The following is a 13700-nucleotide window of genomic DNA, read 5'->3' on the forward strand; positions in this document are numbered from 1 at the left end:
AATGGCCGCGCCCTTCGGAGCGCGGCCGCATTCGTGATAACGCGCGACACGCTTACCAGTGGTGATGATGCCAGCGGTGCCGCACGACGGGATAGGGCCCGCGGTAATAGGCGTAGGCGGGACGTACGACCCGGCGATAGCGGTAGCCGTAGGAAACGGGCTGCGTGTAATAGGTCGTCGTAGCGTATCCGCCACCCCAACGATACGGCGCACCGTAGTCATAGGCATAGGGGCCGCCATAGTAGCCGGCGCCGTAGTAGCCAGGACCGTAACCGTAATAACCGTAGCCAGGACCCCAGCCATAAGCCGAGGAGGCAAGACCACCGATCACGGCACCTGCGACAAGGCCGCCGGCGATGCCCGGTCCCCAGCCTCGCCAGTGAGCTTCGGCTGGAGATGTCGCCGCGACCGAACTCAGACCAAGAGCGCCGGCCATCAGCGCAGACATTGCAATCTTCTTCATCGCGATACCTCTTACATCACATCTGCTGCTGCCCCGGCTATAACGGGAAAAGTAGGCAATAGTTGCTATCTCCGGACCATCCTGCCGAAGCCACTTCCGAAGCAGTTTCATGGCAGCACCCAACCTTCCGAGCCAGCGCGAGCCAACTTCAAGATTACTGAAAATCGGGAAAAGCTAGAAACTTTCAGGAATGGCTCGAGTTGGCAGCAATGGAAATGGAGCTCTGGAGAGCAAGCATCTTGGACGATTCCGTGTGGAAGAATGCCACTGAGACCGCCTGGACGGTGTACCGGGCGCGGCATCCCGATGTCGACGCATGCGACAGTCGGCGATGCCTGCTGGAACGCTATTTGTTCAGGAGATGGGAAGAGCGCGAGAGCGACGCCGAAGAACTCGCCGGCTTCGGGATAGCCTACCTGCACCGGCTTCCCAGCGACGAATGTTGACGAACATGAAAATGCTCGTGGCGCGCGTGGCCCGCGGGAGCACAAGGCCGAGTTGGACCCTGCTCGCGGTGTCGTTTCTCATCGCGGCGATCATCGTGATCGCCCTGCGCATTGTTCGGGAGTTAGTTGAGGACGCGCTTTGAAGCCTAGGCTTGGGGCGCCACTTGCAGCAGTGACGTTCCGCGAGCCTCATGCAAGGGACGGCAGTCCATCACCTTGATCCTCCCGGCGCCGTCAAATGCCAAGACGGCGCTCATGACACCCGTGCTGGTGGCGTAAGAGATCACGGTTCTATCGTCCGAAGGATTGAGATCGTCCAACGTGCCTGCGGGATATTTGAGGAGGCGATCGATCCAATAGGCACGAAGTGCCTCGCGGCCGGTGATGGTCTGGATGCCGCTGCAGCCGCAGTGCACCACGGCATCGTCGGCATGAAGTTCCAAAAGGGCTTCGATATCGCCGGCGCGATAGGCATCAAGCCAATCGACCGCAACGGCCATCGGGTCAAATGACATGGTTCTCATATACCGTCCAAATCTGAGATTAAGGCCGCGTAAACCCCGCTAAGCCCCTTTCTCCAATCGATTAATTGTATTTTAATGCGCCACCCGGCCACGGCCATATGCCGAAGGACATAGAGGACCGGGCCGAGGCAAAGTTGATGTTGGACGCGTCCGCCAAGCAGGGGATCCTCAAGCCCATCCGGGTTGTGCTCGTCGATCGGCAGCCGATCGTCCTGCAGGGGTTGAAGTCGGTACTCGGGACGCAGCAGGATTTCGATGTCGTCGCATCGACCTGCGACTGGACAAGCTGCCTCGGGGCCATTCGGAGTTTGACGCCCGACGTGGCGCTCATTGCCGACGCCCTGCCGGACGCGACGGCATCCGACATCCTCGCGATCGTGAAAGCCGAGAAGCTTTCCACGCGCCTGGTGTTCTTTACCGAGTCGGACAGCGACCACAATCTGACGGCTGCGATTGCCGTCGGCGCCTGCAGCGCAATTTCGAAATATTCCGCTCCTGCCACCATGCTGCGATCACTGCGGCTGATGACGAAGAGCGGTGTGTCGCTGGAGCAGTCCGATCTCCTGCCAACCGGCAAGGAAGCCGACGGCGGCGGCAAGATCGAGAAGATGCTTGAGCTATTGACCCCCCGCGAAGTCCAGATCGTTCGATTGGTCTCGGAAGGAATGTCGAACAAGGAGATCGCGCGCACGCTCGACGTTTCCCAGGGGACTGTCAAAGTCCACCTGCACAACATCTTTCAGAAGCTCGAGATCACCAACAGAACGGTGCTCGCCACCATCTCATTACTGCAACGCACCTCTGGCTTCAGCGCGCTCGCCCTGGGCTTTCTGGCGTTCGCAATTGCCGACGAACTCAAGGCGTCGGAAGCCAACGACATGTTTGGCCATGACGACGGCCCCGGTCAGATGGACGAGCCCACCGGACACGAGGTCTGGAAAAAAGCCATCCTCCAGCATCTCATCGTCTCGAAATCCGGCGGGGCGCCTGCTTTCACGGAGAGGGACTTGCTTGCCAAAGCAAGCCTGGCCGCGAACCCGGCCGCGGCAATGGACGTGCTGCGCACCGCGGAGCAATTCCTGGGCTCGAAGCAGTGGAAAGATGGCGGTCCGGTTGGATCGAGCACGAGCAGTCTGCCAGCGCATCTGCCGCGGGCAGTCAGCGACACAGAGATTGGCGCAGGCTCGGAACATCAAATTCCACGGCCTGCTTCCAATCCGATCCCGGTTCATGGAGGGTATGGCACCTTCGCCGCTCTCGCCGGGGCTCTGATCTACGATCTCAGCGACTCTCATTTCGCCGCGCAGGCGCGTGAACTGGATCAGGCATCGATCGACAGCTTCCTGGCTGGCATCGGAGACAAGGCCACCACAAAGCTGGCCGCGGTGCGTGATGCTGACGCCGATCATGCAGACAGCATCGCCACGAATTTTCTTTCGCACGATTTCAGTCCGCATTCTGCCTTTGTGACCCCTGGAAATAGCGTCACGCAAGAAAGCGCGCAGGGCCAGGCGGGGCCGGACGCCGCCGGTCGCGACGTCCAAAAGCCCGTGGGGCTATTGGACTCCGGTCCCGATTCCGGTCCGGACGGATACAGCCGCGATCAGCTGATGGGGGGCGACGTTGTCAACATTGCGTCTCTCTCCCCAATCGATTCCAAGTCTGTCTCTTCCGACGCTGTCTCTCCCGACTCCGTCTCGGATGTCGCGACCGGGCCGGGCAGGCTCAATCTTGCGGCATTCGGAGGGCTGGCTTTTCTGCATCTGACAACGACAGTCAAATCCATCCCGCCACATACCCTCGCCTGGATCTACGACCCCGCAAGCAATCAAACGATCGTCTATGTAAATCCGACCGACCATCCCCTCGACATCGGGGACCACGGCCTGCTCGAAATCCATCTGCAGGGAATTGTATCCGTTGCGGCGGCGGATCTCGTTCATCAGTCCGAAGGTACGGCCGTCGCGGTGACCTTGGAGCAACTCGAACAGGCGCTGATGGCGGCCACGATCGATGAGGCCGCCCTGAGTACGAACAGCGGCCGCGCGAGCGAGGATTCCGGCGCGGCCGCCGTTTGGAGCGCTTCGGCCGATGACGGTTTCAGCTTCCAATTCGCACACGTTCGAACTGGCTCCGGAACGTCGGCAAAGTCCAACGGCTTCGGGAGCGATTCGGCGGATGCAACGGAAGAGAGTGCCAGTGCGTCCGGTGTGCCGGCTTACGGATCATCAATCGCGCCCGGTCATGGTGAGTCGCCTCCGGCCGTGGAAAACCTCTCCGCAAAGAATGTGCCGACTAATCCGAACACCGGGGCTCCGTCGACGCAGCAGAGCGAGTTGGTCCAACCTGGCTTCAACGCCGCGAACAGCAGCGGCCACGGTCATTCGGAACACACTGCGGAGCCAGGGTCGGCAAAGGCAGAAATGGCCCAGGCGGAATCCGAGCCCGGCAACGGCGTCGGTCACGGCAATGAGCACCATTCCCAGACTCCGGACACGCCGCCGGGGGCAGTGAGGACCGCAGAGTCGGGCGGCGCCGAGCACAGCAATTCGGGCCACGCGGCCTCTGCCCAAGGAGTGGGAGCGGGCGAGATTGCCGCAAGTCCGGGTCACACGGAGCATCGCCACTCACAGCAGGCTGCGGAGCCGGGGTCTGTGGCCGCAGAAATGGCGGAAGCCAAATCCAAGTCCGGCAATGGCGTCGGGAATGATCATGAGCACCCTTCCCAGACTCCGGACACACCGCCAGGGACAGTGAAGACCGCAGGGTCAGGCGGCGCCGAGCAAGGCAATGCGGGCCACGCGGCCTCTGCCCAAGGAGTGGAAGCGGTCGAGATCACCGCAAGTCCGGGTCACGCGGAGCACCGCCACTCACAGCAGGCTGCTGCGGAGCCGGGGTCTGCGGCCGCAGACATGGCGGAAGCCAAATCCAAGTCCGGCAATGGCGTCGGGAATAATCATGAGCACCATTCCCAGACTCCGGACACGCCGCCAGGAGCAGTGAAGACCGCAGAGTCAGGCGGCGCCGAGCAAAGCAATTCGGGCCACGCGGCCTCTGCCCAAGGAGTGGGAGTGGTAGCGGTCGAGATGACCGCCAGTCCCGGTTACACGGAGCGCCGCCACTCGCAGCAGGCTGCGGAGCCGGGGTCTGCGGCCGCGGAGATGGCCGAAGCCAAATCCAAGTCCGGCAATGGCGTCGGGAATGACCATGAGCACCATTCCCAGACTCCGGACACGCCGCCGCAGGCCGTGAAGACCGCAGAGTCAGGCGGCGCCGAGCACGGCAATTCGGGCCACGCGGCCTCTGCCCAAGGAGTTGGAGTGGACGCGGGCGAGATGACCGCAAGTCCCGGTCACACGGAGCACCGCCACTCACAGCAGGCTGCGGAGCCGGGGTCTGCGGCCGCTGAGATGGCGGAAGCCAAATCCAAGATTGGTAATGGCGTCGGGAATGACCATGAGCATCATTCCCAGACTCCGGACACGCCGCCGGGGGCCGTGAAGACCGCAGAGTCAGGCGGCGCCGAGCAAGGCAATTCGGGCCACGCGGCCTCTGCCCAAGGAGTGGAAGCGGTCGAGATGACCGCAAGTCCCGGTCATACGGAGCACCGCCACTCACAGCAGGCTGCGGAGCCGGGGCCTGCGAGCGTTGAGATGGCGGAAGTCAAATTCAAGCCCGGCAATGGCGTCGGGAATGACCATGAGCACCATTCCCAGACTCCGGACACGCCGCCGGAGGCCGTGAAGACCGCAGAGTCAGGCGGTGCCGAGCATAGCAATGCGGGCCACGCGGCCTCTGCCAAAGGCGCGGACGCAGGCGAGAGCGTCGCAACTCACGGCAACACAGACCACGGCAACTCTCAGCAGGTTGTGCATTTCGTTGCAAACCTGTCGGAAGCCGAGCAGCCCGCGACAGCCGCGTTCGACTTTGGCAGCGCCGATCAGCAACCAGTGTTCCGCTTCGACGGTGAAGACACTCCTTCCACGCTCGTCACTGTCCGCGAGCCGAAAGAACTTGCTGATCCCCACGTTACGCGCGATCAGAAAGACGCTCCCCAGAAGATCGTCGAAATTGTCCCCGGCGCACTGGACGAACAGGCGGCCCACCACCGCACTGACGGTCCACATCACGGCGTTGGACACGCGCCCCATGACTGGCTGATTTGAAGCGTTGCATCCTCATCGACAGAATATGGGTGGGGAAGGGCGACGGCGCGGGGTCCAATCCGGACTCTGTTGGAACCTGCCCGATGGGAATGGGGGAACCGGCAAGGCCGTTCCGAATTAACCCGGGACAGGACAACAGCGGATGCTTCGATGACGAGTGGTCGTTTCGCAAGATCCATTTATAGCGCTCTCCGCCATCCGGGCGTGATCGCGCTTATTGTGGCCGGCGTGGCGATTGCGGCAATGCTGGTCGTCGACCACGGCCCCTGGAATCGCGCCAAGACCCAGCCAGCCCATGTCGCGATGTATGCAACCACGGGAGAGGCGGCACGGGCCGTTGGCGCCAAGGTGCTTCCAACCACCCCGAAATCGCCGATCGAGCCTGCGCGACCGGGGCCCAAGACATCGCCGACAGTCAATCCCGTGACGCCGTAACTTCGTCGTCGCTGCAGCTCTGTGAGTCCGCAGCGATGCGGTCCGCGAGCGCCGCCTTGCGGCGTTCTCTCGCCTCAGCCCATCACCGACGAGCCGAGCAAGGCGAGGACGGCCAGCGCCATCAGCGCGGTGCCGAGCCAGCCGAGCGCGATCAACCATGACCGCGCCCTGAAGCGGCCCATGATGGCGCGGTTCGACACGATCAGCATCATCATCGCCATGATGGGCACGGCGACGATGCCGTTCAGTACCGCGCTCCAGACCAGCATGTTGATCGAGTCTATTCCCGTGAAGCCGAGGCCGAAGCCGATGATGGTTGCCGCGGCGATGATGGTGTAGAAGCCGACCGCCTCGTCGGGCTTGGCCTCCAGCGTGGCGCGCCAGCCGAAGATCTCCGCGACGCCGTAGGCGGCCGCGCCCGCCAGCACCGGGATCGCGAGCAGGCCCGTGCCGATGATGCCGAGCGCGAACAGCGCGAAGGTGAAGTCTCCGGCGAGCGGCCGCAGCGCTTCGGCCGCCTGCGTCGCCGAATCGATGTTGGTGACGCCGTTGGCGTGCAGCACCGATGCGGTCGTCAGGATGATGAAGAAGGCGATGCCGTTGGAGAGCAGCATGCCGGAGATGGTGTCGGTCTTGATGCGATCGAGTTCGTGATTGCCGCCACGCTTGAGGTCACGGAGCGGCCTGTCGCGTTCGCCCTGGTTCATCTCCTCGACCTCCTGCGAAGCCTGCCAGAAGAACAAATACGGGCTGATCGTGGTGCCGAGGACCGCCACGACCATCATCAGATAGTCGGCGCTGACATTGGCCTTCGGCCACACCGCGGCGAGCAACGCCGTGCTCCAGGGGATATTGACGGTGAAGGCGGTCGCGACATAGGCGAACAGCGCCAAGGTGAGGAATTTCAGCACCGGCGAATAGCGGCGATAGGGCACGAACACCTGCAGCAGGGTCGAGCCCGCCGCGAAGATCAGCGCGTGCTCGTGGTTGAGGCCGCCAATGACGAGCGAGAGCGCCTCGGCCATCGCGGCGATGTCGGCGGCGATGTTGAACGTGTTCGCGGCGACGAGCATGGCGACGAGGCCCAGCACGGCCCAGCGCGGCGCGACCTGCATGACGTTGGCGGCGAGCCCCTTGCCGGTGACGCGGCCGATCCGCGCGCTGACGAGCTGGATCGCGATCATGAACGGCGTGGTCAGAAATACCGTCCATAGCAGCCCGTAGCCGAATTGCGCGCCGGCCTGCGAATAGGTGGCGATGCCCGACGGATCGTCGTCGGCGGCTCCCGTGACCAGGCCCGGCCCCAGCCGTTGCAACAGCGTCGGCGCGGATTTCGTCGGGGTGAGGGCGCCGTCGCTCATGGAAGTGGACCTCTGGTAGGACGCGGTATTTTGAGCAAATGCCAAAGAGGGAACAGTGGTTCCCTGCCGCGCGCGAGGCGTCGCCGTGATTTCTGAAAATACTAATTCGACTTGACCGCCGGGCGAAACACATGTAGAGTGGCATCATCGCAAGACATGCCGGCACCTGATGCGGTCGCAGGGACTGCCCGCGTCGTCCCGCCAATGCCGGGCGGCGGCCGAGGTGCCTCGCTACTTGATGCTGACGAACATGCCCCAGGCGGCGGCCAGCGCGGCACCGGTGAACAGCATCACCGGATTGTCGCAGAACGTGCTGCCATACCTGCAGACGTCCGAGCCGAATTGTCCGAGCTCGTGACGGCTCGCCGAATAGAACAGTCCCGACAGCACCAGCAATGCGGCGGCGACGTAATACATGAGCGATCTCTCCGAGGCTCTCCCGATTGCGTCCGCACAAGGAGAGCGGGCGACATGCTTCAGCATGGCGCGAAGAGATTTCATTCCGCCGAATCCGATGCGGCGGATTTGGCTAAATTTGATGCCAATTGCCTGTTTTTCCCGGCGCGGCGGCGGGTTCGCCCTCACGCACAAAAAGGCCCCGCACCGCGGGGCCTTGTCTTGTCGGGTTACGAAAACTATCGCCGCGTACCCGCGCCGTAGACCTCGCGCTCGCGCCCGATGTCCTGCGGAGACAGCGGAGGACTTGCGGCATCGAAGTCGGTCCAGCCGCTCTTCTGCCAGGCCGCGCTGCGATCCTGCAAGTTCACGGATCTTTCGTGCAGAAGGGCATCGAGCCGCGCGCGGTCCTGGTCGGGCACCCTCGCGGACACCAGCGTGCCGCCGCGGCGAACGCCTTCGGCGTAGCGCGATGCATCCTCCTTGGAGACGCCGGCCTGCGTCAGGGCGCCGACGATTCCACCCGTGGCCGCACCGGCGGCCGCGCCGGCTGCGGTCGCCGCCAGCCATCCGGCAGCCACGACCGGCCCGAGGCCGGGAATGGCGAGCAGCCCGAGACCGGCGAGAAGGCCGGCGGCGCCGCCGAGGCCGGCGCCGATGCCGGCACCGGCGCCGGCGCCTTCGGCACGATCGTCGGTGCCGTCGCGGTCACGATCGACCTTGCCGGAGCGCGAGCCGAACCAATTGTCCGAATTGTTGGCGACGATGCTGATGTCGGAATGCGGCACGCCGGCCGCTTCGAGCCGGGTCACGGCGCGTTCGGCGTCGGAATAATTGTCGTAGAGGCGGGAGATGGTGATTGTCATGTCTGGGATTCCTTACTTGGCGGGGTTCACGTTGCCCTGGAAGTCCAGGGTGACGTCGGTCTTGGTGCCGGCCTTGTCAGCCTTGCCGCGCCAGACGCCCTGGTCGTCCTTCTGCAGGCCGGAGACGTTGGAATATCCGGCGCCTTCGATCCGCGATTTCGCCTGCCCCTCGGTGAAGCTGTTGCGGCCCTCGACCGGCTTGTTCGAGTTGTTCTGGTCCGAGCTGTTGACGGCGTTGTTGCCCGGCCCGCTTTGCGCAGGCTGCGACTGGGCGCCCGCGGGCACCGAGGCGAGCAGCAACAAGGTTGCGGCCAGCAGAGTTGAACGTTTCATGTTGTTGTCTCCTGCAAGTGATTGTGCGGCGACAACAAGCGAGATTCGAAATGGTTGCTCGGGTTCGAAGCTGCCAAGTTGCCGCGGCACCGACTTGTTCGATTGAGCTTCACTCAATTGAGTTAGCGAGGAACGATTGCCACGATGTCCTGTTTTGTCGCTTCGCCTCCTCGCAGTGTGATAGCCGAGGAACTTCGCCTTTGGCGGCTGATTGTCCTCGCTTTCACGGCAGGCGAGGCAGCTCCAACCATGCAATCACGCTATCCATTGTTGAAGAGGTGGACAGCGGAAGAGCATGAGTGCTTGAAGGCCATGGCGGAAGCGGGCCGGCGACCCGACGAGATTGCCCTCGAGCTCAACCGGAGCGAAGCGGCCGTGAGAGTGCGTGCCTGGCAGCACGGCATCGCGCTGCGCACCGTAACGGCCAAACGCGGCATATGAGCCGCGCCGGTGTTGGCGACCGCAGGCGTGCGGGGCGAGCTTTCTGAAGACGTTAAGCGGAAGCCTTGATTGAACGGGCCGCGTCACTTCACCGGCCGGGCCTCGGCGTGCGTCGTGGCGGGCTCCCAGGGAGCGGGAAGGATAACGCGGATCGGACGCGCCTCGGCGGCGGCTTGAACCGCAGGCCGCGCCTGGTCCTTGACGGGCTCGGCCGTCGCCACGGTGATCAGGGCCATCAGCATCGCGAGCGCCGTCATCGCAAGTCTCAGATCCAACATCGCAGCCTCCAGGTTCGCTTGTGAACGCGGGGCGCGGCCGTTGGTTCGGGCAGTAACCGGGAACAAGTGGCAATATTTGAAGTTTAAAAAAGACAGGTCCGGATCACCGGGCTGGAGGAGGACACGATGAACATCAAGACCATCATTGCCGCTGCCGTGCTGACGTCGTTTGCCGCGCCTGCGTTCGCACAGGCGTTCTACGTGGTGCAGGACGCCAAGACCAAGAAGTGCACGATCACGGAGTCGAAGCCGACCACCACCGAGACGACGGTCGTCAGCGGCGATACCGTGTACAAGACCAGGTCTGAAGCCGAGGCCGGCATGAAGACCGTCAAGGTCTGCACGTCGAACTAAGAGGGAGGCTGCGCAAGCGGCAAGCAAAAGCCCGCGTGGAGCGATCCGCGCGGGCTTTTGGCATCTTGGGTGGCTCCGGGAGAATCCGGTCACCCCGCGAGCGACACGTCGATCCGCTCGAATCCGCGCACCGTCGGCAGCGCCATGAAGCATAGCCGGCGCCGAAATCGTCCAGCGCTGTCCACGGCCTGGTCGAAGCGGTAAAGCTGGTTGTCGGTGAGCTGGCCGAGCACGCTGTGCGCGCTCTCGCCGTTCGGGGGGCACGCGTTAAGGAACAGAAAGGCCTCGGGCAGCCGTAATGTTCAGATCTTCACACAGACGCCTTGGAGCATCACCACCGCACGAAACACGCCTGAAACAGTGCTGAAACCCGATTGTCCTGAACTCCGCGTGCCCGGGCCTCGACCAACCAAGCGAAAAGGAGATCATCATGATCCAGATCGGTTCGAAGGAAGAAGTCGCGTTCCTGCTGGCGCTGTTCGGCACCCACACCCAGCCCGTGAAGCGGCCGAAGCCGAAATCGCGGCAAGGCTGAGAGGCTCAAAGCCATGCCCGGTTTGGCCGAATGCCAGAGCCTGTTGCGGCTCCTGATCGCCAGGGGCGATCCCAAGGCCATCCCGCTCGCCAAAGGCGCGATCGACCAGTTCCTGAACACGGCGCCGCTCAGCGCCCGCGGGCGCGGCCTGCGCGTGCTCCAGCGCGACGCACTCGACCAGCATGATGTGGCGGTCGGCGTGCAGCGCTCGTTCGCCGAGACGGTGGACGCCTATATCGAGCGCAAGCTGGCGGAGGAGTAGGCTGGCGCATTCGGGCGGCCGGACCGCGGCCATGTCTCGCGTTCCCGGAACCGCTGGATCCCGACAGAATTTTCGTCCCGAAAGAAACCTTTGTCCGCCCCGCGCCTAATACCGCAAAGGATGCGGACATGGCTCGATATTACTTCGACCTTCGCGACGACACGGGAACTGCGCTGGACGAGGAGGGACTGGAATTGTCCAGCCCGCGCGCGGTTCAGGCCGAGGCCGCCAAATCGATTGCCGACATGGCGCGCGACGCCGTCCTGGCCGCCTCGCCCGCGGGCGGCAGGCAAGAGATGGCGATCGACGTTCGCGACGCCAATGGGCCAATCATGCAGGTGAAGTTCTGCTTCGAGATCGATCATCTCGCGTCGCGATCGCGCGCACGCGGTCATTGACGTGTCAGTGACGGCCGGCATCGCGTGGGCGGCGGTGGCGGTTGGGACTGCTCCGAGTCCAGCACGGCGATCTTGCGGCCCAGTTGCCAAACTTCCACCTTGCCGTGCCGCGTGAACTGCTGCGCGAAGGTGAGGGCGGACTCGTCGGACGGGGCCTCGAACGCTTCGGCTGAGCGGAAGACGCCGTTCTCGCCGACGAGGTAAGCGCGATATTGCTGACTCATGTCGGCGCCCTCAGGCCGGGCGAATGCAGCCAGGCGGCGATCTGCATGGCGGTCTCGTCCTGCCGCGCCCGGCGCAGCAGCATCTCGCGGCGGCGCCCCGGCGCCAGCGCACGCGCTTCTTCGCGGCAGCGCGCGGCTTCGTCCGCGAGACGTTCGGTCAGTGTCTTGATATGCTTGATGCGTCGCCGTGTGATCATGGCGCATCTCCCTTGTTCGTGGGGGCGGGAGCGCAACTGGCGTTCTCATCACCGATCTCATGCCAAGGGCCTTGCGGTGACGGAGGAAGTCTAGGCCTGCCGCGGCGGGGAGTCGGTATCTTTTGATACGTGCCGCAGATTAAATTTTCGAGGTGAATCTGAGCCGGTTGAGCGAATTACTCAATTTGAGTGCGCCGTGATACTTGCCTTTATCACCGGCCGAGGCTCTGCCCATAAGCGTCGGTGGCCGAGAGACCGAGCGTGCTCCCGCCTTCCGGCAGATCGTGCGCGAGGCCCGCGAGCTGTTGAAGCAGTCGCCACCTCGATACATTCCTGGGACGCAAGAGGGTGGACGTGCTCCGAAGGAGGAGCCGCCGGACGTGGATTCGGGGTGACGCTGCGGCGTCGACACGCTTGCTCTGGTCTGAAGCGCGAGCTGCAGAATTTGCGAACGCGATCGGCCGGATATGGCGAAAGCCTCGCCGTCCGCGAAGCCACGCTCGCGATACCGAGCGGGCGCGGACTCGAACGGCGCTTCCGGTCTCGATGTCGTGCGGTTGAGCTGGCGCACGATAGGGGCCCAGCAGTCGCGCCTCAGATGATCGAGAGCGCTCTCTCCACCCTGCTCGAAGTGAACCTCCTTCAACGGGAGCCAAACGCATCCGTTGACATTGTTCTTGATTTGTTCTACAATAGGCAATATTTCAACCTGTGGGCGAATAGCAAAATCGAATTTGGTCCACGACTTCTGCGGGTCAGTTGATGAGTCAGTCGCTTCTTTCTTTTGTCCTTTTGAACAATCCCGTAACACCGGACATGTCTGCGGTCGCCAAGGTCCTTCACGCCCGACATCCGGAGCTGGCAACGGAGGTGATGGACGGAGGTGCGCAGCAGTCTCAGGCAAACTCGCCGCTCATTCGCTGCGGCACAGATCTCGTTGCCGTCATGTCGATGCCGGCACCCGTCCCAGACGATCAGGGACTGTGGGCGCGCGCGGCCACGACGTGGCCGGAGAGCAAGGCGGTGGCCGCCTGGCATCGAGGTCATCTGATCGTATCGATGCTCGGAAAGGGTGAGCAGCCGCTGCTCGCCGCGCGCGCCACGACCGCGGTCATCGGCGCGCTGATTGCGACGATGCCGGAATGTTGCGGCGTGGTGTGGGCCGGCCGGGTTGCGCGGCCCGCCGATCTCTGGCTCGAAACGTCCCGCGATTCCTTCGAACCGTATCCCGACTATCCCTTCAGGCTGTGGGTCGACATTCTGCCGTTCCGCTCAGGAGCCAAGATCGGCGCGGTCACGATGGGCTTGTCCGCCTTCGTCGGCCGTGAGATCGAGTTCGTGACAAGCAAGCTCACGCTTGCGGCGCTGTTCGACAAGGTGTCCGGGCTGTCCGTCTATCTGATCGAGCATGGCAATGTCGTGAAGGACGGCGACACGATCGGGGCAAGCGCGAGCGAGCGGATTCAGGTTCGTTACAAGAATTCCGATGCATTTGGCGGGCTGCCGGTTTTCTACTGTGTTGACGAGTTCAATCACTGATGTCGACGGGCGACTTCCGATCGGCGCTTGCCGTCAGCTTCATTGCTCGATGTCGATCGTTTGACACGTCGGGCAAAACACTGGCAGAGTGGCATCATCGGAAGAGTTCGGAAAAAGCCCGCGGGATGCCGCGGGCTTTTTTGTTGGAGCAAAACTTGGGTTTTCCAGCTGGGGCGGTCGCGGGAATAACTTCCTACGAGGTTCAGTCCAAGGTCTGTCCCCGACCTCCCGGGCTTCGTTTCGGTCAGCGCGTTGACGGACGGCCACACGATCGGTCCAAGCGCGAGCGAGCGCATTCAGGTTGTTGCAACAATTTCTGAAGTGTTTGGCTGCCGGTGTTTTACTCTACCGACAATCCTGTGTAGATGGGCAGCTCGGCACCCGCACCGGGACCGGCTAGACCTGTGCAAATGAGAGAAGACTGATGGTTGGTTCTCCTCCTGAGCGACGCCGGATTAAGGCGAAGGCTCGAAGGTTCTATG

General features: G+C 63.2%; 17 protein-coding genes and 1 pseudogene. 8 read left to right on the top strand and 10 right to left on the bottom strand.

The window, feature by feature from the left end; genetic code table 11:
• Positions 1–52: 52 nt before the first annotated feature.
• The gene (locus tag RX330_RS12195) at positions 53–463 is read right to left on the bottom strand and encodes a hypothetical protein (protein WP_317243172.1); all 411 of its coding nucleotides are present in this window, start codon (positions 461–463) and stop codon (positions 53–55) included.
• Positions 464–702: 239 nt separating this feature from the next.
• Between RX330_RS12195 and RX330_RS12200 the strand changes: the two genes are divergently transcribed.
• Positions 703–909, top strand: coding sequence for a hypothetical protein (locus tag RX330_RS12200; protein WP_249153510.1), 207 nt, complete (start codon positions 703–705; stop codon positions 907–909).
• A gap of 5 nt (positions 910–914) precedes the next feature.
• Positions 915–1052 (top strand): hypothetical protein, encoded by a 138-nt coding sequence (locus RX330_RS12205; RefSeq protein ID WP_212090636.1) that lies wholly within the window; start codon positions 915–917, stop codon positions 1050–1052.
• Between the two features lie 3 nt (positions 1053–1055).
• Here RX330_RS12205 and RX330_RS12210 read toward each other — a convergent pair whose 3' ends face one another.
• The gene (locus RX330_RS12210; RefSeq protein ID WP_317243173.1) at positions 1056–1424 is read right to left on the bottom strand and encodes a nuclear transport factor 2 family protein; all 369 of its coding nucleotides are present in this window, start codon (positions 1422–1424) and stop codon (positions 1056–1058) included.
• A 146-nt stretch (positions 1425–1570) separates the two neighbouring features.
• On the opposite strand from RX330_RS12210, the gene RX330_RS12215 reads away from it, so the two are divergent.
• On the top strand, positions 1571–5599 hold the full coding sequence (locus RX330_RS12215) for a response regulator transcription factor (protein WP_317243174.1): 4029 nt from the start codon (positions 1571–1573) through the stop codon (positions 5597–5599).
• Positions 5600–5749: 150 nt separating this feature from the next.
• Positions 5750–6034, top strand: coding sequence for a hypothetical protein (locus RX330_RS12220; protein ID WP_317243175.1), 285 nt, complete (start codon positions 5750–5752; stop codon positions 6032–6034).
• Between the two features lie 74 nt (positions 6035–6108).
• Here RX330_RS12220 and RX330_RS12225 read toward each other — a convergent pair whose 3' ends face one another.
• From RX330_RS12225 to RX330_RS12245, 5 genes are all read right to left on the bottom strand, one after another.
• Positions 6109–7395 carry an NRAMP family divalent metal transporter gene (locus RX330_RS12225; RefSeq protein ID WP_212090646.1) on the bottom strand — a complete coding sequence of 429 codons (1287 nt, stop codon included), beginning with the start codon at positions 7393–7395 and terminating at the stop codon, positions 6109–6111.
• 231 nt (positions 7396–7626) lie between these two features.
• On the bottom strand, positions 7627–7812 hold the full coding sequence (locus RX330_RS12230; protein WP_212090649.1) for a hypothetical protein: 186 nt from the start codon (positions 7810–7812) through the stop codon (positions 7627–7629).
• Positions 7813–8030: 218 nt separating this feature from the next.
• The gene (locus RX330_RS12235; RefSeq protein ID WP_317243176.1) at positions 8031–8657 is read right to left on the bottom strand and encodes a general stress protein; all 627 of its coding nucleotides are present in this window, start codon (positions 8655–8657) and stop codon (positions 8031–8033) included.
• A gap of 12 nt (positions 8658–8669) precedes the next feature.
• Positions 8670–8990: a hypothetical protein gene (locus tag RX330_RS12240; RefSeq protein WP_212090656.1), complete on the bottom strand. Its 321-nt coding sequence runs from the start codon at positions 8988–8990 to the stop codon at positions 8670–8672.
• A 524-nt stretch (positions 8991–9514) separates the two neighbouring features.
• A complete protein-coding gene (locus tag RX330_RS12245) occupies positions 9515–9709 on the bottom strand; it encodes a hypothetical protein (protein WP_317243177.1) in 195 nt (64 codons plus the stop codon).
• Between the two features lie 126 nt (positions 9710–9835).
• On the opposite strand from RX330_RS12245, the gene RX330_RS12250 reads away from it, so the two are divergent.
• Positions 9836–10063 carry a hypothetical protein gene (locus tag RX330_RS12250; RefSeq protein WP_211419921.1) on the top strand — a complete coding sequence of 76 codons (228 nt, stop codon included), beginning with the start codon at positions 9836–9838 and terminating at the stop codon, positions 10061–10063.
• Between the two features lie 167 nt (positions 10064–10230).
• Here the strand turns inward: RX330_RS12250 and RX330_RS35775 are convergent.
• A pseudogene (locus RX330_RS35775) lies at positions 10231–10320 on the bottom strand (EAL domain-containing protein); the annotation flags it as partial.
• Positions 10321–10611: 291 nt separating this feature from the next.
• On the opposite strand from RX330_RS35775, the gene RX330_RS12260 reads away from it, so the two are divergent.
• Positions 10612–10860 (top strand): hypothetical protein, encoded by a 249-nt coding sequence (locus RX330_RS12260; protein ID WP_212090665.1) that lies wholly within the window; start codon positions 10612–10614, stop codon positions 10858–10860.
• 128 nt (positions 10861–10988) lie between these two features.
• Positions 10989–11258 carry a DUF6894 family protein gene (locus RX330_RS12265; RefSeq protein WP_212090668.1) on the top strand — a complete coding sequence of 90 codons (270 nt, stop codon included), beginning with the start codon at positions 10989–10991 and terminating at the stop codon, positions 11256–11258.
• Here RX330_RS12265 and RX330_RS12270 read toward each other — a convergent pair.
• Entirely contained in the window at positions 11252–11482 is a 231-nt protein-coding gene (locus RX330_RS12270) for a hypothetical protein (protein ID WP_317243179.1), read from the bottom strand. The two genes, RX330_RS12265 and RX330_RS12270, sit on opposite strands and share 7 nt — an antisense overlap.
• Positions 11479–11679 (bottom strand): hypothetical protein, encoded by a 201-nt coding sequence (locus RX330_RS12275; protein ID WP_212090687.1) that lies wholly within the window; start codon positions 11677–11679, stop codon positions 11479–11481. The genes RX330_RS12270 and RX330_RS12275 overlap by 4 nt, the downstream gene beginning before the upstream one ends.
• Positions 11680–12624: 945 nt before the next feature.
• Here RX330_RS12275 and RX330_RS12280 point away from each other — a divergent pair.
• The gene (locus RX330_RS12280) at positions 12625–13218 is read left to right on the top strand and encodes a DUF4261 domain-containing protein (protein ID WP_317243180.1); all 594 of its coding nucleotides are present in this window, start codon (positions 12625–12627) and stop codon (positions 13216–13218) included.
• The last annotated feature ends 482 nt before the right edge of the window (positions 13219–13700 follow it).

The sequence above is a fragment of the Bradyrhizobium sp. NDS-1 genome (assembly GCF_032918005.1).
Lineage (GTDB): Bacteria > Pseudomonadota > Alphaproteobacteria > Rhizobiales > Xanthobacteraceae > Bradyrhizobium > Bradyrhizobium tunisiense.

Excerpts from the sequence above, each read along its gene's own strand:
- RX330_RS12195 (WP_317243172.1), bottom strand. The coding sequence starts at position 463 with ATGAAGAAGATTGCAATGTCTGCGCTGATGGCCGGCGCTCTTGGTCTG.
- RX330_RS12205 (WP_212090636.1), top strand. The coding sequence starts at position 915 with ATGAAAATGCTCGTGGCGCGCGTGGCCCGCGGGAGCACAAGGCCGAGT.
- RX330_RS12210 (WP_317243173.1), bottom strand. The coding sequence starts at position 1,424 with ATGTCATTTGACCCGATGGCCGTTGCGGTCGATTGGCTTGATGCCTAT.
- RX330_RS12215 (WP_317243174.1), top strand. The coding sequence starts at position 1,571 with ATGTTGGACGCGTCCGCCAAGCAGGGGATCCTCAAGCCCATCCGGGTT.
- RX330_RS12220 (WP_317243175.1), top strand. The coding sequence starts at position 5,750 with ATGACGAGTGGTCGTTTCGCAAGATCCATTTATAGCGCTCTCCGCCAT.
- RX330_RS12225 (WP_212090646.1), bottom strand. The coding sequence starts at position 7,395 with ATGAGCGACGGCGCCCTCACCCCGACGAAATCCGCGCCGACGCTGTTG.
- RX330_RS12230 (WP_212090649.1), bottom strand. The coding sequence starts at position 7,812 with ATGTATTACGTCGCCGCCGCATTGCTGGTGCTGTCGGGACTGTTCTAT.
- RX330_RS12235 (WP_317243176.1), bottom strand. The coding sequence starts at position 8,657 with ATGACAATCACCATCTCCCGCCTCTACGACAATTATTCCGACGCCGAA.
- RX330_RS12240 (WP_212090656.1), bottom strand. The coding sequence starts at position 8,990 with ATGAAACGTTCAACTCTGCTGGCCGCAACCTTGTTGCTGCTCGCCTCG.
- RX330_RS12245 (WP_317243177.1), bottom strand. The coding sequence starts at position 9,709 with ATGTTGGATCTGAGACTTGCGATGACGGCGCTCGCGATGCTGATGGCC.
- RX330_RS12250 (WP_211419921.1), top strand. The coding sequence starts at position 9,836 with ATGAACATCAAGACCATCATTGCCGCTGCCGTGCTGACGTCGTTTGCC.
- RX330_RS12260 (WP_212090665.1), top strand. The coding sequence starts at position 10,612 with ATGCCCGGTTTGGCCGAATGCCAGAGCCTGTTGCGGCTCCTGATCGCC.
- RX330_RS12265 (WP_212090668.1), top strand. The coding sequence starts at position 10,989 with ATGGCTCGATATTACTTCGACCTTCGCGACGACACGGGAACTGCGCTG.
- RX330_RS12270 (WP_317243179.1), bottom strand. The coding sequence starts at position 11,482 with ATGAGTCAGCAATATCGCGCTTACCTCGTCGGCGAGAACGGCGTCTTC.
- RX330_RS12275 (WP_212090687.1), bottom strand. The coding sequence starts at position 11,679 with ATGATCACACGGCGACGCATCAAGCATATCAAGACACTGACCGAACGT.
- RX330_RS12280 (WP_317243180.1), top strand. The coding sequence starts at position 12,625 with ATGTCGATGCCGGCACCCGTCCCAGACGATCAGGGACTGTGGGCGCGC.